The organism is Actinophytocola sp. NPDC049390 (genome assembly GCF_044466355.1).
Taxonomy (GTDB): Bacteria; Actinomycetota; Actinomycetes; order Mycobacteriales; family Pseudonocardiaceae; genus Actinophytocola.
On record NZ_JBITMQ010000012.1, the window covers coordinates 329,208 to 348,496 of the forward strand.

A 19,289-nucleotide genomic window follows, 5' to 3' on the forward strand; every position below is an offset into this window, starting at 1 on the left:
TTGTTTTGGTGCCGGGCCCCCCCCAGGGGGACCTCCGCAAAAACCCCACAACTCGGTATGCCTGGGCGCGCGACTCGCGGTGTTTGTGCGCGCGACTCGCGGGGTTAGATTTTGGGGGTTATGCCTGTTATTGAGCGGACTTCCAGTTCGTCGGAGCGGGTGGGGTCGGGGCGGTCTTTGCTGAGTACCGTGCCTACGTAGCCGAGCAGGAACGACAGTGGGATCGACACTAGGCCCGGGTTGCTCAGGGGGAAGAGGTGGAAGTCCGCGTTCTTGATGATCGAGTTCGGGCCGCCGGAGAAGACCGGGGAGAACACGATCAGCAGCAGGCACGAGCCGAGGCCGCCGTAGATGGAGAACAGCGAGCCGGTCGTGTTGAAGCGGCGCCAGAACAGCGTGTAGAGGATCGTCGGCAGGTTCGCGGACGCGGCGATCGCGAACGCCAGTGCCACCAGCGCGGCCACGTTCTGCCCGATGGCGAGGTAGCCGCCGACGATCGACAGGCAGCCGATGACGACCGCGGTGATCCGGGCGACCCGCACCTCCGCGCCCGGCTCCGGGCGGCCGTGCTTGATCATGTTGGCGTACACGTCGTGCGCGAACGACGCGGACGCGGTCAGCGTCAACCCCGCGACGACCGCGAGGATCGTGGTGAACGCGACCGCGGCGACGATCGCGAGCAGCACGGGCCCGCCGATCTCGAACGCCAGCAGCGGTACCGCCGAGTTCTCCTTGCCCGGCGCGGAAAGGATGTCGCGCGACCCGACGATCGCGCTCGCGCCGTAGCCGATGATCAACGTGCACAGGTAGAACAGCACCATCGCCCACGTCGCGGACAGGACGGAGCGGCGTGCCTGGTACGCGTTCGGCACCGTGTAGAACCGCATCAGCACGTGCGGCAGCGCGCCCGCGCCCAGCACCAGCGCGATCGACAGCGAGACGAAGTCGAGCTTGGACGTCTCCGTCGCCCCGTACTGCGCGCCGGGGCGCGTCACCGCGTCGCCGAGCGAGTTGTTCCGCGCGGCCCGGTCGAGCAGGTTCGTGAGGCTGTAGCCGAACTTGCCGAGCAGGAACACCGTCAGCATCAGCACGCAGAACAACAGCAGCCCGGCCTTGATGATCTGCACCCACGTGGTGCCCTTCATGCCGCCGACCAGCACGTAGAAGATCATGATCGCGCCGACGCCGGTGATCACCAGTGCCTGGCCGCCGCTGGAGTGCACGTCCAGCAGCAGTGACACGAGCACGCCCGCGCCCGCCATCTGCGCGAGCAGGTAGAACGCGGAGATCACGAGCGTCGCGTTGGCGGCGGCTGCACGCACCGGGCGCTGGCGCATGCGGAAGCTGACCACGTCGCCCATGGTGAACCGGCCGACGTTGCGGAACCGTTCCGCGATCAACAGCAGCGGGATCAGCCATGCGACGAGAAAGCCGATCGAATAGAGAAAGCCGTCGTAACCGTGCACGGCGATGGCGCCCGCGACCCCGAGAAACGACGCGGCGGAAAGGTAGTCACCGGACAGCGCCACCCCGTTCTGCACGCCCGTGAACGCGCCGCCCGCCGCGTAGTAGTCGGCGGTCGTGGTGTTTCTGCTGCTCACCCGGTACACCACGTAGAGGGTCACCGCGACGATGATCAGGAATATGCTGATGTTCAGCGCGCCGTCACCGCTCATGGTGTCTTTCTCCTGCCGCGTGACGCAGCGCCGCGATCTTCGGGTCGATGTTTTTCCTGGTGAACCGCGCGTAGGCGAGCATGATGGCCACGGTGGTGACGAACTGGGACAGCCCGAGCAGCAGGCCGACCGTGACGCTGCCCGTGACCCGGTGTGCCATGAACCCGGGCGCGTACGCCGCCAGCAGGACGTACGTCAGGTACCAGGCGAGGAACAGGGCGCTCGCCGGGAAGACGAACCGGGTGAGCCTGCGCCGGACGTGCACGAAGTCGGGGTGCGCGCGAATGGCCGCGAAGTCCGGCGGGCCGTCGGGTGTGACAGAAGGTGAGTCGGCCGGGAAATCGTTGTCGAACGGCTCAAATGCCACATATTCGCCCGGATCCGGCACACGCGTGTAGGACGATGCGTGAGTCATGTGGGAATCCCTTTCGCGACCGGGCGGGTGTTCGAAAGCGTAACCATCAGGTCAAGGGTCGATGTTCGAAAGTAACCGAAACAAGCGGCAATCAGAAAACTGATCGGCGTTCAGCAACGCAGTGTGTTCGCGCGGTGGCGTATTCGGTGCTTGAACAATATGTGACGTTTTACCTAAGTTGGCTTGTGCCTTGTCGGGGTACGGGGCGTGCCCGTGAACTGTGACCCCCTGGGGGAGAGGTGCATCGCGTGAACCCGCCCCACGAGAAGCCGGCCGGCGCGACGTGGTGGTCGGCTGCCGTTCAGTGGCGCAACTGGCCGCTGCTCGTCAAGCTCGGCGTGGTCCTCGTCGTGCCCGTGGTCGGCGCGCTCGTGCTCGGTGTCCTGCGCGTGCGCGCGGACGTCGAACTGGCCGAGTCCTACGCCAGCATCGAGCGGGTCGCCGAGGTGCGGGTGCAACTCGTGCGTGTGCTGTCCGCGCTCCAGCACGAGCGGAACGAGGCCGTCGGCGACGGGACGCGGTTCACCGAGGCGACGGCGGCGACCGACGCGGCGATCAAGGACGTCACCGAGGTCATCGGTGACACCTCCGGTGACCAGCAACGAGTCGGCGCCTCGTCGGACTACCGCGACCTGGTCGGCGCGCTCAGCTCGCTGATCGCCGCGCGCGGGCAGCGCGCGGCGGACGGTGCCGGGCTGGTCGTCCTCAACGGCTACAACGCGGTGACCAAGGCGGTGCTCGAGTTCGACCGGTCGCTCGTCGGCCGCTTCCCCGACGAGGACCTGACCGACACGTCGATCGCGCTCGGCGAGCTGCAGTCGGTGCGCGAACAGGTTTCGCTGCAACAGGCGATCGGCAGCCTCGCGCTGCGCGACGACCAGCTCTCCGGCACGGCACGGCAGATGATGGTCGAGGCCGGTGTCCGGCTCGACGACCAGCTCGGCGACTTCCGCTCGGTCGCCCCGCCGAAACTGCGCGAGCGCTACGACACGACCGTGACCGGCCAGGACGTGACCGCACGCCAGCAGATGGTGGACGCCGCGCGCACGATGGGCCCGGCGCAGGCGCGGTTCACGGCCGCCGAGTGGAACGCCGTCTCCGACACCACGATCGGCCAGCTCAGCGAGGTCACGCAGCTCGCGGCGGGGGACCTGCGCTCCGCGGCCGACGACCTCGCCGAAAGCGTCAGCGACCGCGCGGGCCTGGAGTCGGTGCTGCTGCTGGCGATGGTGCTGCTCGCCGCGGGCGTCGGTGGTGGCCTCGGCCGCTACCTGGTGCGTTCGTTCACGGTGCTGCGCCGCTCCGCGCTCGCCGTGGCGAACGAACGGCTGCCCGCCGCCGTGACAAGCATCCGCGCGGGCGACGCCGTCGCGGTCGAGCCGGTTCCCTTGCACACCACCGAGGAGTTCGGTCAGCTCGCGCGTGCGTTCGACGCGGTGCAGGACCAGGCGGTGCGGTCGGCCGCGGAGGAGGCCGCGCTGCGCAGCAACCTCGCCAACATCTTCACCAACCTCTCCCGCCGCAGCCAGGGCCTGGTGGAGCGGCAGCTGCGGTTGATGGAGCAGCTGGAGCAGAAGACCGACGACCCCGACCAGCTGGCGAACCTGTTCCGGATCGACCACCTGGCCACCCGGATGCGCCGCAACAACGAGAACCTGATGGTGCTGTCGGGCACCGGCATGCTGCGGCGGTTCACCGAGCCCATGCCGCTGCCCGATGTGCTGAGGGCCGCGATCTCCGAGGTGGAGCACTACGAACGGGCGATCGTGCGGTCCGCGCCGGACGTCCGTGTCGTCGGCTACGCGGCGGGCGACCTGATCCGCTCGGTGTCCGAGCTGGTCGAGAACGCCACCGCGTTCTCCCCACCGGACTCCGTGGTGGGCATCGAGAGCAGGCTGCGCGGGGACGGCTCGGTGATGGTCGACGTGCTCGACGACGGCGTCGGCATGGGCGAGACGGAACTGCGCGAGGCCAACCACCGCGTGGCGGGCGGGGGCGGGGTGGACGTGCCGATCTCGCGCCAGATGGGCCTGTTCGTGGTCGGCAGGCTGACCGCACGGCACGACGTCCGGGTGCGGCTGTCCCCGCGCCCCGAGGGCGGGCTGTGCGCGTCGGTGCTGGTCCCGGCCGCGCTGGTGGGGCCCGCGGAGCCCGCGCTGGTGTCGGCGTCGGCGCCGGCGACGGTGGCGCCGGACGACGTGGCGGGCAGGCTCGAGTCCGCGGGGATCTCCGTGCGGCTGCCGGAGCTGCCGCGGGCGACGACGCCCGCGTCGATCCTGTTCGCGGCGAGCACGCCGACGACCATCAGCGGCACCGGGTTCGGGTGGTTGAACACGCCGCCCGGCGGCACCCCGCAGATCGTCGCGGCACCGGAGACGGCCGCGGCGGAGGCGGGACCGGACGGCCTGCCCAAGCGGGTGCCGAAGGGGCAGCTGCTCGCGCCGCCGGTGCGGCCGCAGCCGTCCACCGGCGCGAAACGCGACGCCGCACGGGCACGCGGCTTCCTGAGTGGGTTCCAGTCGGGTGTCCGTAGAGGGGAGACGGAGTCATGACCGCGTCGCACGCCGACCGGCAGCAGATGGGGCAGTTCGGGTGGCTGGTCAACAACTTCGTCGACAACACGCCCGGTGTCGCGCACGCGGTGGTGGTGTCGGTCGACGGGCTGCTGCTCACCGCGTCCGCCCACCTGCCGACGGAACGCGCCGAGCAGATGGCGGCGATCGCGGCCGGCATCGTCAGCCTCAACCTCGGTGCGGCGAAGGTGCTCGGCGCGGAGTCGGTGGTGCGTGCCGTCGTGGAGATGGACGCGGGCGCCCTGCTGCTCACGTCGATCCGGGACGGCTCGTGCCTCGCGGTGCTCGCCGTTCGCGATTGCGACATCGCCCAGGTGGCCTACGAGATGACCGTGCTCGTCGACCAGGTCGGCCAGATCCTCACCCCGCAGTTGCGGGCCGCGCTTGCCGCGGGCTGACACCCAGCGAGAGCAACGTCATGAGCAACGACGACAGAAACGAGACGACGTTCGCCGACGTGCTCAACGGGCTGACGATGGGCGCCGCCCGGCCGCGCAAACGTGCGCGCGCCCCGGATCCCGGGCCACGGCACTCCTCGCCGCCACCGGAGGAGCCCGCCGAGGAGGCCACGCCCGCCGAGGAGAACGCCGCGAGCGTGCGTGCCTACGCGTGGACCGCTGGCCGGACCAGGTCGAGCGGCAGGCTGGAGATCGAGACGCTCATCGTGACCGCGCCGCGTGCCGAGGAGCTGTTCCACACCCTGCGCAGCGAGCACCAGGCGGTGGCCCGCCTGTGCGGGCAGACCAGGTCGGTCGCGGAGATCGGCGCGCTTCTGCGGCTGCCGATCGGTGTGGTGCGGGTGCTCCTCGACGACATGGCGGGCCTCGGCCTGGTCACCGTGCACCACAACCAGACCACGCCGGACGACCGGCCGGACATGGAGCTGATGCAGCGGGTGCTGCGTGGGCTGGCGAACCTGCGCAGCTGACACCATGGTCGGCATGTGGACCCTCACCGACGTCGAACGTGCTTTTCGCGCGAGCTGGGACGTCGACACCTGCGACCCGGACGACCGCGCGGACTGGCACCCCGGCAACCCCGCCCGCGGGCAGTGCGGGGTGACCGCGTTGGTGCTGCACGACCTGTTCGGCGGCGACCTGGTGTTGGGGGAGGTCCTGGTCGCGGGGGAGCGGACCGGCGTCCACTGGTGGAACCGCTTCGGCACCGGGCTGGAGGTCGACCTCACCCGTGACCAGTTCCGCCCGGACGAGGAGATCGTGGGCGCGCGGGTGGTCGAGCGCCCGCCCGGCCCGCCGAAGCGCTGCCGCGCGGAGTACGAACTGCTCCGCGACCGCGTGCTGGCCCGCGCGGCCCGATGAACGCGCCGCGCGCCGGGGGTGGTGGGCGATCGGCGGCTTCGTGTTGTTCGCGGTCGGGCTGACGATCCGCCTCGTGCTGGTGGCGGCCCGGCCGTCGTCGCGGTGGACGGCGCGTCCGAATTCGTGTTCGACTCCGACGGCCACGTACTGACGACCATCGCCGGTGCGTCCGCGCGCACCGTGACCCTGCTTGACGGCACCGCCGCCGCTCACGCTCGGCGGTCCGGCCACCGTCGGCGAGGCGGTTGTCGCGGTCGGTGCACCGAGCGGCGGTGTCACCGGCATCGTCAGCGCGGTCGGTCGTGACGTGCGGGTCGGTGGCGTCACGCTTCCCGTGCTGCAGACCGACGTCACGATCGACGCGGGCAACGCGGGTGGCCCGCTGGTCGACGGCACGAGCGCGGTCGTCGGGCTGAACACGGTCGTCCCGGACGGGGCGCGCGGGCTCGGGTTCGCCGAGGCGGCCACGCGGATCATCGGCTAGGACACGGCCCACCAGTTGTCCATGCGGGGCACCGGTTCCGTCGAGCCGCGCAGTGCCCGGCCGACGCGGAACAGGTACGCCGCGATCCCGGCCGCGCCCTGCATCCAGCCGATACCCGGGGGCAGCAGCGGGTCGTCGTTGCGGTGCTCGACGAACCGCCAGTACGCGTGCGGCCCGTCGACGACGGCCCGCGCCACCAGCGCGTCCGCCAGCCGAACCGCGAACTCCAGGTCCGCCGCCTCGCCGCCGCGGCACCACGAGTCCAGGAACACGTCCCCGACCCCGGCCGTGCCGCAGCACCGGCCGTCGTTGTCCCAGAAGCCGGGCCGCAGCCGCTCCGGCAGACCCGACGTCCGCACTCCTTCCAGTGCGCGCCGGTGCCACGTCATCGGCGGTTCGCCCGCGACAGAAACCACTCCGGCCCGCGCCAGTGCCACGTACAACAGGGACGTTCCCGACCCGCCATGGCACCACCCATGAGCGACCGGCTCCTCACCCACCGGGATGCGTTGCGGCACGGTGTACCCGTCGCCGAGTGACAGCAGGTGCTCCGCGCCCCGCGTCGCCGCCGTCACCAGGTCCGGGCGGTCGAAGCGGATGCCCGCCACCGCCAGCGCCGTCGCGATCCCGGCCACGCCGTGCGAGAAGTTCGGCAACCACACCATCTCGTCGGTGCGGAACCGCCGCGGGACGAACGCCCAGTCGAGCCCGGTCGGCACCTCCTCCGCCTCCGCCAGCAGCAGGTCCGCCGCCCGCGTCGCCAGCGCACGGGACTCGGTCCACACCGCGGCCAGCACAATCCCGGCCGTGCCCAGCACCAGGTCGTTCACCCGGACGCCGGGAAGGAACGCCGGTGGGTCGAACCCCGTCTGCGGCCAGCCGTCCGGGGTCGCCAGGTCGGCAAGTCGTGACACCGCGGGTGCCGGGTCCGCGCCCAGCGTCGTCAGCACCCCGATCGCACTGACCAGCCCGTCGAAGTAGTTGTAGTCCACCGCATGGGGCACTCCGGCGCTCACCTGTGCCGCGATGGCGGAAGCCAGCCGTTCCTCTTCCGCGGTCCACGGCCGGGACAGGCGGATCTCCGCCAGTGCGTGGGCGAGCCCGCCGACCCCGGAGTGCATGCCGTCCCGGTACGACGGGTCCACCGGCATGCCCGGCGACTCGGGGATCGACACCTCGTCGCCGTCCCACCGCACCTGCGTGAGCACCCACCGCCACGCCGCGTCGGCGACGTCCCGGTACGGCATCAGGAAAGCCGCGCCCTGAGCAGGTCGAGCACCGCGGGCGCGTCGACGCCGACGCACACGTTCACGGGCGGCCGCCCCTGCCACGCCGCGGGCGCCGCGTCGTCGGTGTTGCCGAGGCTCGGCCACGTCTTGCCGCGGCTGATGCCCTGTGTCTCCACGCGCACCGGCCACCGTTCGGTGCGGAACAGGCCCGGGTCGAGCAGGTACGCGACCGCGCTGGGGTCGTGCAGGTAGATGCCGTCCAGGCCGTTGACCTCGGCCAGGAAGTCGCGGTACAGCGGCACCGCCTGCGCGAGCATCCGCGCGGTCGCCGTGTCCCGCCTGGTCAGCTCGTCGATGCCGGCGCCGGGCAGCACCACCTCGTGCGTCACGTCCAGGCCGACCATCGTCACCGGCCACCGCGCGCCGAACACCACGTCCGCCGCCTCGGGGTCGTTCCACATGTTCGCCTCGGCGGCGGGCGTCGCGTTGCCGGGGCCGAGCGCGTTGCCGCCCATGACCACGACCTGCTCGACGAGCGTGTCGAGGTCGGGCCGCAGCCGCAGCGCCAGCGCGAGGTTGGTGAGCGGGCCGATCGCCAGCAACGTCGCGCCCGGCGCCTCCCGGCACAGGAACTCGGCGGCTGTGATGTCCAGTGCCGCGCGGGACGGTGCCACCAGTTCGCCGCCGTCGCCCAGCCCGTCCTCGCCGTGGATCTGGGGGATCGCGCCCCGGTAGTCCATCGCGACCGGCGCCGCGGCACCGGGCGCGACCGGGATGTCGGCGCGACCCGCGACGTCCAGCAACGTCAGCGCGTTGCGGGTGGCGGTCTCGACCGTCACGTTGCCGAACACGGTCGTCAGCCCGACCACGTCCAGCTCCGGCGAGGCGAGTGCGGCGAACAACGCCATCGCGTCGTCGATGCCGGGGTCGGTGTCGATGATGAGGCGCGTCACGGCCTCACGTTACCGTGATCAGCTCCACTCCGAGGAGGCTCGCGACGGCCTTCAGTTCCGCCAGCCGGTGGCCGGTGCCGAGCGCCCAGTGGTGCCCGACGCCGCTCGCGGACCAGTCGTCGGTCCATTCGCCGGGGTCTCGCCCGAAGTCGACGCGGCTGGTGGTGTTGCCGATCCGCATGTGCGGCCCGTCCGCGACCGTGCCCTCGGCGGCGACCAGCGTGTACCGGCCGTCGCGGGTCTGGCCGACGCCCAGCAGCGTCACCGGGCCGGTGGCCACGTCGAACTCGACCGACACGCCCCAGCCGCGCTTGCCGTGGAACACACCCAGGCCACGCAGGAGCGGTTTCTTCGCCGAGATCGCCAGGTGCGCCGGTCCGTCGTGGCCCATCTCCACGTGTCCGCGCGTGAAGTCCAGCGCCTGGAACTCGGTGAACGACCCGCCCGCGCCGAGCACGTCCATGACCAGCATGGCGAGGCTCGTGCGCAGCTCGTACTCACCGGCGGCCGGGACGCCGCGTGCGGTCAGCAGGCTCGCGCCGAGGATCATGCCCGCGCCCAGGCGCTCGTGCTGCTCGCCGTTCAGGCCGCGGTGGTAGTAGGCGAGGCTGTCGAGGTCGAAGTCGGCGACCAGCCGGTCCAACCCGACGGACACCTTGGCGCCCCACGCGAAGTCCTCGTCGTCGACCGACTCGGTCACCTCGAACACCGACCGCGCCTCCGCCACCCGAGCGTCCACTTCGGACTCCGTGACCGCGTCGACCCGCACTCGCAGGTCGTCGAACTCCAGCACCTCCACGTGCCCGCCGAAGTGCGCGTTCACCATCGCGAGGTCGGTCGACACGTCGTACATGCCCGGGTACAGGTGGCCCATCAGCCCGTGCCTGCCGTGCCGCAGCACCTTGCGCACGCTCGCCGCCCTGATCCACGCGCCGATCCGCGCCCAGGCCCGCTCGTCGCGCAGGTACCCCGACACGCTGCGGAACTCGACGCCCGCGCGGGTGAACGCGTTCGCCATCTCCGGCAGCGGGCACGCGCCGCAGTACGCGAGCCACTGCCCGGTGTCGAACGTGGCGTGGTCGATCGACTCGGTCGGCTGCAGGTTGATCAGCAGCACCGGCGCGCCACTGCGTTGTGCCACCGGCATCAGCATGGTCGCGGTCAGGTACGTGGTGAGGAACCCGACGATCAGGTCACAGCCCGCCTCACGGAGCTTCTCGGCGGCCTTCGCGCCTTCCTGCGCGTCGGAGATGAACCCGACGTCGACGATCTCGGCGTCGTAGCCGGCGATCCGCTCGCTGACGTACCGCGACGACTCCTGCAGCGTCGGCAGGAGATCCGGGAACTGCGGCCAGTACGCGCCGAGCCCACCGGCGATCAGGCCGATCCTGGGGCGCCTGTCGGTCATGGTTACCTCCTCAGCCGATCCGGAAGTCGGCGACACGGATCGGCGACGGCGTGGTGCCGGTCGAACGTTGTTGGTACAGCACGGAAAGCACGCCACCGGCGAGGTCGACGTTCACCTCGCCGAAGACGTTCATGCCCGGCCGGTCGAACAGCACGGTCCAGTCCGTCCAGCCGCTCGCCTTGGACGCGGCCACGATCCGGCCGTAGGGCATGACGAGGTAGGCGTTGTCGTCCCGGTCGAACACGATCCGGGTGCGGCCGGTGGCGTTCGGCGGAACCGGGACCTCCATCTTGGTCCAGGTGCCGTTCTTCTTGGTCAGGTGGAACGTGCGGGCCCAGCGGGTGCGGTCGGCGGCGTAGCTGGTGACGCACTGGGTGAACCGGCCGGGCACGTAGCTGATGACCACGTGCGGGGTGCCGGTCGAGTCGACGGCCTGGCTTTCCTGGTTCATCAGGCCGTGGTCGGGGTCGAGAGGATCGACGACCAGGCTCTGGTCGACCGCGACGGGTGTGGTGACCTGGGTGCCGTCGTCGCGGTGCCAGGTGCGGCCGCGGTCGTCGCTGTAGACGTAGCCGGTGTCGTGGTTGGTGAGGCCGCCCGGCGCGCACAGGACTCCGGCGTTGCCCTCGCGCCACGTGAACGCCGCGTGCAGACGTCCGTTCGGCCCGTAGGTGAGGCCGTGCAGGTACATGTTTCGGGTGGTGCTGACGACGCCGTTGGGCCCGGTGTAGCTGCCGGTCGCCGAGGTCCACCTGCCGAGCTTGCGCCAGGTGCCGTCGTACTCGGCCAGTTCGAGGGTGCCGTTGCCGGAGCCGCCGGTGCGGTAGCTCAGCTGGAGGTTCTTCTCGGGCGTGACCACGAACCGCGGGTACGTGATGCCGCCGAGGTCGACACCGTCCAGGGTGCGTTGCACGGGACCGAAGTCGGCGGCGGACCACTGTGGACGATCGACGACACCCGCGTTCGACTTCACGTAGAACACCCGCGTGTTGTGGGTGTCCATCGCGACGTGCAGGCGGCCGTCGCGCGGCGAGATCCCCAGCGAGATCACGTTGTGCGAGTCGTTGGCCGACAGCTTGTGGGGGAGCACGACCTTCTGCCACGTGGTCGTGCCGGTCTTGCGGCGCGCCACCACCGCACCGCGGTCGGCCGTGTACCAGGCGGCGTACTGGAACGCGCCGTAGGTGCGGATCGCGTCCTGCGCGAACGACTCGTTGTTGACCAGCCCGTCGTACGAGACGAAGTACAGCGCGGCCGGGTCGAGCTGGGTGTCCCGCAGGAAACGCACCGCGGGACCGGCCAACGGTTCAGCGGCAACCACAGTGGACCCCGCGAGCAGCAGGGTCGCGAGCAGGACACCCAGTCGTCTCATCTCATGCTCCCCATCCGGCGGCGGCGCCGTCCCTGCGTTCGTCACGGAGCTTCTCGAAGTGACCTGACCGCTGGTAGGCGGCGATCGGGTCCGGGTCGATGCCCATGTCCTCCCGCAGCTCGGCGAGCAGCGGCCGCACGTCGGTGGCGAACGCGTCGGTCAGCGCCGCGTTGGCCGCGAGGACGTCCCCGTTCTGCTGCGCGGCGCGGAGCGCGTCCTGGTCGACCAGCAGCGCCTTCGCCGTCGCCTCCTGGACGTTGAGGACCGACCGGATCAGCGCGGGGATCTTCGGCTCGATGTTGTGGCACTGGTCGAGCATGAACGCGACACCGGCGCTCGCGTCCAGCCCGCCGCCGAGCACGATCTCCACCATGATCCGGAACAGCTGGTAGGGGTCGGCGGCGCCCACCATCAGGTCGTCGTCGGCGTAGAACCGCGAGTTGAAGTGGAACCCGCCCAGCTTCTCCCGGTGCAACAGGAACGCGACGATGAACTCGATGTTCGTGCCGGGGGCGTGGTGCCCGGTGTCGACGAGCACCTTGGCGCGCTCGCCGAGGTCGACGCAGTGCGCGTAGCTGGTGCCCCAGTCCGGCACGTCCATCGTGTAGAACGCGGGCTCGAACAGCTTGTACTCCAGCAGCATCCGCTGGTCACCCGACAGTCGTTCGCCGACGGCGTGCAGGGCCTCGGACAGCCGCTCCTGCCGTGCGCGGACCGAGTCCTGGCCGGGGTAGTTCGTGCCGTCGGCGAACCACAGCGACAGGTCCCGCGACCCGGTCACGTTCATGATCTCGACGCATTCCAGGAGGTGGTCGAGCGCCTTGCGCCGGACCGTCTCGTCCGGGTTGCAGACGCTCCCGAGCCGGTAGTCGTCCTCCTGGAACACGTTCGGGTTGATCGCCCCCAGCCCGACGCCGCGTTCCCTGGCGTGGCGGGCCAGGTCGCCGTAGTCGTCGACCCGGTCCCAGGGAATGTGCAACGCGACGGTCGGTGCGACACCCGTGAACCGGTGCACGGTGGCGGCGTCGTCGACCTTCTCGTAGGCGTTGCGCGGCACCGCCTCCTGCGCGAACACCTTGAAGCGGGTGCCGGAGTTGCCGTACGCCCACGATGGGGTCTCGATGTGCTGGGCGGACAGCGCCGCCTTGACGGCTGACTGGTCGATCATCGGTTCTCCTAGTCGAGGTGGAAGACCTCGGTGAGCGGCGTGATGCCTTCGTCGGGCGCCCCGTCGAGCCCTTCGAAGAACGGCGCCATCTCGGTCTGCCACCGTGTGTTCACCTCGCGCGCCGCCATCCCGGCGAGCGCCGCGTCGAGGTCGTCGGTCTCGAAGTAGCCGACGAGCAACCCGTCCGGGCGGAGGAACAGCGAGTAGTTCCGCCAGCCGGTCTCGCGCAGCGCCGCCAGCATGTCCGGCCACACCTCGGCGTGCCGCCGCGTGTACTCCTCGATCCGGTCGGCCCGAACCTTGAGCAGGAAGCACACCCGCCGCATCAGAAGTCGAAGTCGTCGATGTTGTCGGCGTTGAAGTTGGTCGGCGGACCGAGGATGATCTCCCCGTTCTTCCCGATCGTCCGCTCACCGAGCTTGCCCGCCTTCAACGTCTCACCCTCGGCACCGCTGATCTGCCCGGACGCGAGCGCCGCCGCCGCGTACCCGGCCAGGTACCCCAGCTCCACCGGGTTCCACAGCGCGAACTCGGTGACCGTGCCGTCCTTGACGAACTGCCGCATCTGGTTCGGCGTCCCGAGCCCGGTCAGCTTGACCTTGCCCTTGTACGGCGACGAGGACAGGTACCGCGCGGCCGCCGAGATCCCGACCGTGGTCGGCGAGATGATCCCCTTCAGGTCCGGAATGGACTGCAGCAGCCCCTGCGCCTCCTGGAACGACTTCTGGTCGTCGTCGTCCCCGTAGGCGATCTTGACCAGCTCGATGTCCTTGTACTCGGGCTTGGTCAGCTCGTCCTTCATGAACTCGATCCAGGTGTTCTGGTTCGTCGCGTTCGGGGTCGCCGACAGGATCGCGATCTTTCCCTTCCCGCCGATCTGGTCGGACATCAGCTTCACCTGCGACCGCCCGATCTCCTCGGAGTCGGCCTGGTTGACGAAGATCTGCCGCGCGTCGGGTGCCGCGTCGGAGTCGTACGTCACCACCGCGATGCCCTTGCTCATCGCGTCCTTCAGCGCGGGCGCGACCGCGTTCGGGTCGTTCGCCGCGATGACGATCGCGTCCGCCTTCTGCTGGATGAGCGTGTTGATGTAGGTCACCTGCGACGACGCGGACGCGTCGGACGGGCCGACCTCCTTGCCCGTGCCCTTCAGCTCCGCGACCGCGTCGATGCCGCCCTCGTCGACCAGCACCTCGTACGGGTTGTCGATCTCCTTCGGCAGGAAGGTGATCTCCAGGCCCTCCTTGATCGGGGCGTTCGGGTCGGCCTCCTTCGCGGTCGCGTCGCCGCCATCGCCCGCGGCGGCGTCAGACCCCTTGGTGGTCCCGCCGCAGCTCGCCACCAGCGTCAGCGCCAGGCCGGCGCTCAGCGTCCACAACAGACGGTTCGAGCGGAGCATCTTTGGTCCTCCTCGGTTTGAACACGACCGGGACGAGCACGGAGAGGATCAGTAGCAGTCCCGTGATGACGTTCTGGATCTCGTTGCTGACATCGTCGAGGAACAACACGTTGCGCAGGCCCGCCATGGCCAGCAGCGCGGTCGCGACCCCGAGCACCGTGCCGCGGCCGCCGAAGATCGACACCCCGCCGAGCAGTACCGCGGCGACGGCGACCAGCTCCATGCCGTTCGCGTTGTCGGCGCGGGCGCTGTTGTAGCGGAGCGTGTAGATCAGCGACGCGACCGCCGCCAGCCCGCCCGACAGCAGGTACAGCGCGAACTTGACGCGGTCCACGCGGATGCCGGAGAACCGCGCGGTCTCCTTGCCGAGCCCGATCGCGTACAGCGACCGCCCGACGGTCGTCTTGTGGACGAGCACGGCGATCACGGCGCCGACGAACAGCACCAGCACCGTCGCGTACGGCAGGAACGTGCCGGGGATCGAGTCGGTCGCGAACGGGCGGTAGTTCTCCGGGAACCCGGTCACCGCGCGGTCGCCGAGCAGCACGTACGCCAGGCCGCGGTACAGCCCGAGCGTGCCGATCGTGACCGCGAGCGACGGCAACCCGAACCGCACCACCAGCACCGCGTTGACCGACCCGAGTGCCACCCCGGCGAGGACCACCAGTGGCACGATCGTCTCGAACGACATGCCCGCGTCCCACAGCGTGCCCGTGAGCGCGGAGCAGAACCCGAGCGTCGACGCCACCGACAGGTCGATCTCGCCGGTCAGCACGATCGGCAGCAACGCGAACGCCAGCAGCGCGACCTCGCTGTAGTCCAGCAGCAGGAAGCTGATGTTGCCCTGCTCGGCGAACCCGTCACTCGCCGAACCGAAGGCGAACACCCCGACGCACAGCAGGAGGAGAACGCTCTCCCAGCGCAGGAGCCTGTCAAGCACGGCGCACCGCCCTCTCGGCCCGTAGTCGTTCCGCGAGGCGCACCATGAACGCCCGGTCCAGCGAGATCGCCACCAGCAGGGCGGCACCGTCGACCGCCCGCTGCCAGAACGCGGGGACGCCGAGGATCGGCAGCGCGCTGGTGATCGTGGTCAGCAGCAGCGCCCCGAGCACCGCGCCGAGCACGGTCCCGCTGCCGCCGAAGATCGCGACCCCGCCGACCACCACCGCGGCGACCACGGCCAGCTCGCGGCCGGTGCCGACGGAGGCGTTGATGGTGCCGAAGTACGCGGCGTGCATGACGCCGCCGAGCCCGACCAGCCCGCCGGAGACGACGAACGCGGAGAACACCCGCCGCCCGGTCGGGATACCGGCCAGGCGCGCGGCGTCCGGGTTGGACCCGATCGCGTACAGCTCACGGCCCGCGCGGAAGTTGTGCAGCGCGTACGCGGCGATCGCGAGGACGACCAGCGTGATCAGCGTGAGGTTCGGGATGCCGAGCACCGAGCCGCTGCCGAGGTCCAGGAAGCCCTGCGGCATCTGGTAGGCGTTGATCTGGGTGGTGTTGGTGCCGGACGCCCACGCGTAGTCGATGCCGCGGAACACGTACAGCGTGCCGAGCGTGACCACCAGCGCGGGCACCTTGGCGATCGCGACGAGCGCGCCGTTGATCGCCCCGCACACCGCGCCGAGCCCGATCCCGGCGAGCACGACGACGATGACCGGCAGGTCCTTGTCGGCGAGGAACAGCTGCCCGGACAGGTACGCCGTGAGCCCCATGACCGAGCCGACGGACAGGTCGATGTTGCGGGTGATCACGAGCAGCGCCTGCCCGATGGCGAGCAACCCGATGATCGACGCGTTGAGGAAGAGGTCGTGGATCCCCTGCCCGGAAAGGAAACTCGGCCGGGCGATGGTGGCGGCTCCGACGACGGCGACGAGTGCGACGACGATGCCCAGCTCACGCCCGGCAAAGGCGGACTCCCTGGCGGAAGGCTTGATCACGCGGCGCCTCCCGTCGCGGCCTGCAGCACCGACTCCTCCGTGGCGTCCTCCTTGGACAGTTCCGCGGTCAGCCGTCCCTCGTGCATCACCAGCACGCGGTCGGCCATGCCCAGCACCTCCGGCAGCTCCGAGGAGATCATCAGCACCGCGATCCCCGATGCCGCCAGCTCGGCCAGCAACGCGTGGACCTCGACCTTCGCGCCGATGTCGATCCCGCGCGTCGGCTCGTCCACGATCAGCACGTCCGGCTCGGTCGCGAGCCACTTGCCCAGCACGACCTTCTGCTGGTTCCCGCCCGACAACGTCGCCACCGGGTCAGCCAGCCGCCGCCGCTTCACCCGCAGCCGATCCGCCCACTTCTCCGCCAGCGACCGCTCCTTCGCCCGGCTCACCAGGCCCCACCGCGACACCGCCCCGAGTCGCGGCAGCGTGGCGTTCCGCTCGATCGACAGGTCCAGCACCAGCCCCTGCTCACGCCGGTCCTCCGGCACCATCGCCACCCCGGCGCGGATCGCGGCCTTCGGATCGCCGGGTGGCAAGCGCTTGCCGTTCACCGCCACCAGCCCGGAGTCCAGCGGGTCGACACCGAAGATCGCCCGCGCGACCTCCGACCGGCCCGACCCGACCAGCCCGGCGAGCCCCACGATCTCCCCGCGCCGCACCGAGAACGACACGTCCGCGAACACCCCGGCCCGCGTCAGACCGGACACGACCAGCGCCTCGTCCCCGGCCTCCGCGTCCTGCGGCGGGTACAGTTGCTCGACCGACCGGCCGACCATGCTGCGCACCAGCGTGTCCCGGTCGATCTCGGCCATGGGCGAGCTGGTCACGAGCGACCCGTCCCGCAGCACGGTCACCCGGTGACAGATCTCGTACATCTCCTCCAGCCGGTGGGAGATGAACAGCAGCGCGGCACCGTTCTCCGCGAGCCGCCGCGCCACCCGGAACAGCCGGTCGGCCTCCACAGTGGACAGTGCGGCGGTCGGCTCGTCCATCACGATGATCCGCGCGTCCGCCGACAGCGCCTTGCCGATCTCGATGATCTGCTGGTCGGCGATCGACAGCCCGCGCGTGACGCGGCCGGGTTCGATCGGCACGCCCAGCGACGCGAACAACTCCGCTGCCCTGGCGTTCATCGCGGCCCGGTCGATCCGCCGGAACGACCGCAGCGGCTGGCGTCCCATGAACACGTTCTCCGCGACCGTGAGGTCCGGGAACTGGCTCGGTTCCTGGTGGATCACCGCGATCCCGTGCCGTTGCGCGTCGCGCGGGCCAGAGAACTCGACGGGCTCGCCGTCGACGAGCACCGCGCCGGCGTCCGGGCGGTGCTCACCGCCGATCACCCGCACCACGGTGGACTTGCCGGCCCCGTTCTCGCCGGCGAGCCCGTGGACCTCGCCCGCGTGCAGTTCCAGGGAAACGCCCCGCAGCGCGCGGACCGCGGCGAACGACTTGTGGACTTCGCGTAGCTCCAGTAGCGGGGGCACCTTTGCCGTCACGCGCTCACCGCCTGCACGGGTTCGTGAAACGTTTCAGGCAACGTAGCCGAGCGCTGGCAAGCGCGTCAAGACACCGGAATTGACACGTTTCAACCGTCGTCCGCGCAGGTGCATAGACTCGGCCGCGTGACCGTCACGCTCGACGACCTGACCACCGATCCGCACCCCGTGCTGGCCCGGCTCCGCGCCACGTCGCCGGTCGCGTGGGTGCCTGTCCTCGACGGCTGGCTGGTGACCGGCTACGCGCTGGCGCAGCAGGTGATGCGGGACGCGGCGACGTTCACCGTGGACGATCCACGCTTCTCGACGGCGACGGTCGTCGGCCCGAGCATGCTGTCCCTCGACGGGCCGGTGCACGCGCGCCACCGCGACCCGTTCGTGCCCCCGTTCCGCCCGGCGCCGGTGCGGGGTCGTTACTCGGCGTTCGTCGCCAAGTCGACAGAGCGCCTGATCGACAACCTGCTGCCGCGCGGCTCGGCGGAGCTGCGGGCGGACTTCGCGGGCCCGCTCGCGCTGTCGGTCGTGGCGGACGCGCTGGGCCTGACCGGCGTCGACCCGGCGGCCGTCCGCGCGTGGTACGCGGCGCTGGTCGACTCGGTGTCGGCGGTGACCGCGGGGGAGCCGCCGACGGAGACGGGCGCGGCGGCGTTCCGCGAGCTGGGGGAGAGCGTTCTCCGAACGATCGCCGACCCGGCCGCGGACTCCCTGCTGACCGGGGTCGACCTCGCCCCGGACGAGGTCGTGGCGAACGCCGCCGTGCTGATGTTCGGCGGCATCGACACGACCGAGAGCATGATCGCGAACCTGGTGCTGCACCTGCTGTCGCACCCGGCCGCGCTGGCCGCCGTGCGCACCGACCGCACCCTGCTGCCGAACGCGATCGAGGAGTCGCTGCGCCACGAACCGGCCGCGTCGGTGGTCGACCGCTACGCGACCAGGGACGTGACGCTGGCGGGCGCGGAGATCGCGCAGGGCGACCTGGTGCGCGTGTCCATCGCGGGCGCCAACCGCGACCCCGCGGTGTTCGGTGATCCGGACACGTTCGACATCCACCGCGACAACGCCCGCACCAACCTGGCCTTCGCGCTCGGCCCGCACTTCTGCCTCGGCGCCCGCCTTGCACGGGCGGAGGCGGAGATCGCGATGACCGCACTGCTCGACCGGATGCCCCGGCTGCGCCTCGCGGAACCGACGGCGCCGACCGGCCTGGTGTTCCGCAAGCCGGACACGCTCAGGGTGCGCTGGGACTGACGGCGATGACGCACACGACTGCGGGCGTGAGGTCGAGGAGTTCCGTGCGGAGGTCGGTGAACCCGGCCTCCGCGAGCAGCTCGCGCAGCTGCTGACCGGCCGCGTCCGTGGTCACGCCCGGGCACCGCGGCTGGGTGGCGAGCGCGATCCGCCCACCCGGCCGGAGCCGCGCACGCAGCTCACGCAGCCGCTCGACCGGCGCGGGCCAGAACCCGATCGAGTTCACGGCGAGCACCACGTCGAGCGGCTCCCCGAAGTCCGGCAACCGCGCCACGGACGTGCACGTGACGTCGACCTGCCCGCCGAGGCGCCTGCGCGCCCGCCGCACCATCAGGTCGGAGTGGTCGATCCCGCGGACGTGCCCGCTGCGGCGGGCCAGTTCGGCGAGGGCGACGCCCGGCCCGAACCCGACCTCCAGCACCCGGTCCTCCGGCCCCACGGCCAGCAACGACACGACCCACCGGTTGCGCTGCCGGTTGGAGCCGCGGTGGGCCATGACCCATCCCGACAGCCTGCCGCCGACCCCCCTCGGACGACCGAACTGGCTGACCATCCACTGTTTCACCGTCATGGGGACAGCCAACGACTTCAAGTAGGCTT

At 70.8% G+C, this 19,289-nt stretch carries 19 protein-coding genes; 6 read left to right on the forward strand and 13 right to left on the reverse strand.

Going from position 1 to position 19,289, the window contains the following annotated elements; genetic code table 11:
* Positions 1 to 104: 104 nt before the first annotated feature.
* Positions 105 to 1,676, reverse strand: a complete 1,572-nt coding sequence (locus tag ACIBVP_RS31275; protein WP_396109974.1) for a cation acetate symporter — start codon at positions 1,674 to 1,676, stop codon at positions 105 to 107.
* Positions 1,666 to 2,091, reverse strand: a complete 426-nt coding sequence (locus tag ACIBVP_RS31280) for a DUF485 domain-containing protein (protein WP_396109975.1) — start codon at positions 2,089 to 2,091, stop codon at positions 1,666 to 1,668. Before ACIBVP_RS31280 ends, ACIBVP_RS31275 begins: the two co-directional genes overlap by 11 nt.
* 248 nt (positions 2,092 to 2,339) lie before the next feature.
* On the opposite strand from ACIBVP_RS31280, the gene ACIBVP_RS31285 reads away from it, so the two are divergent.
* The 5 genes from ACIBVP_RS31285 (at position 2,340) to ACIBVP_RS31305 (ending at position 6,467) form a co-directional block, all read left to right on the forward strand.
* Positions 2,340 to 4,643 carry a nitrate- and nitrite sensing domain-containing protein gene (locus ACIBVP_RS31285; RefSeq protein WP_396109976.1) on the forward strand — a complete coding sequence of 768 codons (2,304 nt, stop codon included), beginning with the start codon at positions 2,340 to 2,342 and terminating at the stop codon, positions 4,641 to 4,643.
* Positions 4,640 to 5,062 (forward strand): roadblock/LC7 domain-containing protein, encoded by a 423-nt coding sequence (locus tag ACIBVP_RS31290; RefSeq protein ID WP_396109977.1) that lies wholly within the window; start codon positions 4,640 to 4,642, stop codon positions 5,060 to 5,062. The genes ACIBVP_RS31285 and ACIBVP_RS31290 overlap by 4 nt, the downstream gene beginning before the upstream one ends.
* 20 nt (positions 5,063 to 5,082) lie before the next feature.
* Positions 5,083 to 5,592: a DUF742 domain-containing protein gene (locus ACIBVP_RS31295; RefSeq protein WP_396109978.1), complete on the forward strand. Its 510-nt coding sequence runs from the start codon at positions 5,083 to 5,085 to the stop codon at positions 5,590 to 5,592.
* Positions 5,593 to 5,605: 13 nt separating this feature from the next.
* Positions 5,606 to 5,983, forward strand: a complete 378-nt coding sequence (locus tag ACIBVP_RS31300) for a hypothetical protein (RefSeq protein ID WP_396109979.1) — start codon at positions 5,606 to 5,608, stop codon at positions 5,981 to 5,983.
* Between the two features lie 190 nt (positions 5,984 to 6,173).
* Positions 6,174 to 6,467: a trypsin-like peptidase domain-containing protein gene (locus ACIBVP_RS31305; RefSeq protein ID WP_396109980.1), complete on the forward strand. Its 294-nt coding sequence runs from the start codon at positions 6,174 to 6,176 to the stop codon at positions 6,465 to 6,467.
* Here ACIBVP_RS31305 and ACIBVP_RS31310 read toward each other — a convergent pair.
* From ACIBVP_RS31310 to ACIBVP_RS31355, 10 genes are read right to left on the reverse strand one after another with little or no spacing between them, the layout of a single operon-like run.
* Positions 6,464 to 7,714, reverse strand: a complete 1,251-nt coding sequence (locus ACIBVP_RS31310; protein WP_396109982.1) for a lanthionine synthetase LanC family protein — start codon at positions 7,712 to 7,714, stop codon at positions 6,464 to 6,466. The genes ACIBVP_RS31305 and ACIBVP_RS31310 overlap by 4 nt on opposite strands.
* A complete protein-coding gene (locus tag ACIBVP_RS31315; protein ID WP_396109983.1) occupies positions 7,714 to 8,649 on the reverse strand; it encodes a nucleoside hydrolase in 936 nt (311 codons plus the stop codon). Before ACIBVP_RS31315 ends, ACIBVP_RS31310 begins: the two co-directional genes overlap by 1 nt.
* A 4-nt stretch (positions 8,650 to 8,653) precedes the next feature.
* Positions 8,654 to 10,057, reverse strand: a complete 1,404-nt coding sequence (locus tag ACIBVP_RS31320) for an arabinose isomerase (protein ID WP_396109984.1) — start codon at positions 10,055 to 10,057, stop codon at positions 8,654 to 8,656.
* Between the two features lie 10 nt (positions 10,058 to 10,067).
* On the reverse strand, positions 10,068 to 11,429 hold the full coding sequence (locus ACIBVP_RS31325; RefSeq protein WP_396109985.1) for a BNR repeat-containing protein: 1,362 nt from the start codon (positions 11,427 to 11,429) through the stop codon (positions 10,068 to 10,070).
* Between the two features lies 1 nt (position 11,430).
* Positions 11,431 to 12,597 carry an L-rhamnose isomerase gene (gene rhaI, locus ACIBVP_RS31330; RefSeq protein WP_396109986.1) on the reverse strand — a complete coding sequence of 389 codons (1,167 nt, stop codon included), beginning with the start codon at positions 12,595 to 12,597 and terminating at the stop codon, positions 11,431 to 11,433.
* Between the two features lie 8 nt (positions 12,598 to 12,605).
* Positions 12,606 to 12,923 carry an L-rhamnose mutarotase gene (locus ACIBVP_RS31335; RefSeq protein WP_396109987.1) on the reverse strand — a complete coding sequence of 106 codons (318 nt, stop codon included), beginning with the start codon at positions 12,921 to 12,923 and terminating at the stop codon, positions 12,606 to 12,608.
* Complete coding sequence (gene rhaS, locus ACIBVP_RS31340) at positions 12,923 to 13,996, reverse strand: rhamnose ABC transporter substrate-binding protein (RefSeq protein ID WP_396109988.1); 1,074 nt, start codon at positions 13,994 to 13,996, stop codon at positions 12,923 to 12,925. The genes ACIBVP_RS31335 and rhaS overlap by 1 nt, the downstream gene beginning before the upstream one ends.
* Complete coding sequence (locus tag ACIBVP_RS31345; RefSeq protein ID WP_396109989.1) at positions 13,905 to 14,936, reverse strand: ABC transporter permease; 1,032 nt, start codon at positions 14,934 to 14,936, stop codon at positions 13,905 to 13,907. The genes rhaS and ACIBVP_RS31345 overlap by 92 nt, the downstream gene beginning before the upstream one ends.
* On the reverse strand, positions 14,929 to 15,939 hold the full coding sequence (locus tag ACIBVP_RS31350; RefSeq protein ID WP_396109990.1) for an ABC transporter permease: 1,011 nt from the start codon (positions 15,937 to 15,939) through the stop codon (positions 14,929 to 14,931). The genes ACIBVP_RS31345 and ACIBVP_RS31350 overlap by 8 nt, the downstream gene beginning before the upstream one ends.
* Entirely contained in the window at positions 15,936 to 17,438 is a 1,503-nt protein-coding gene (locus ACIBVP_RS31355; RefSeq protein WP_396109991.1) for a sugar ABC transporter ATP-binding protein, read from the reverse strand. The genes ACIBVP_RS31350 and ACIBVP_RS31355 overlap by 4 nt, the downstream gene beginning before the upstream one ends.
* 126 nt (positions 17,439 to 17,564) lie before the next feature.
* Here ACIBVP_RS31355 and ACIBVP_RS31360 point away from each other — a divergent pair, with 126 nt between their 5' ends.
* On the forward strand, positions 17,565 to 18,689 hold the full coding sequence (locus ACIBVP_RS31360) for a cytochrome P450 (protein WP_396109992.1): 1,125 nt from the start codon (positions 17,565 to 17,567) through the stop codon (positions 18,687 to 18,689).
* Here the strand turns inward: ACIBVP_RS31360 and ACIBVP_RS31365 are convergent.
* Positions 18,670 to 19,260: a class I SAM-dependent methyltransferase gene (locus ACIBVP_RS31365; RefSeq protein WP_396109993.1), complete on the reverse strand. Its 591-nt coding sequence runs from the start codon at positions 19,258 to 19,260 to the stop codon at positions 18,670 to 18,672. The genes ACIBVP_RS31360 and ACIBVP_RS31365 overlap by 20 nt on opposite strands.
* Positions 19,261 to 19,289: the final 29 nt, after the last annotated feature.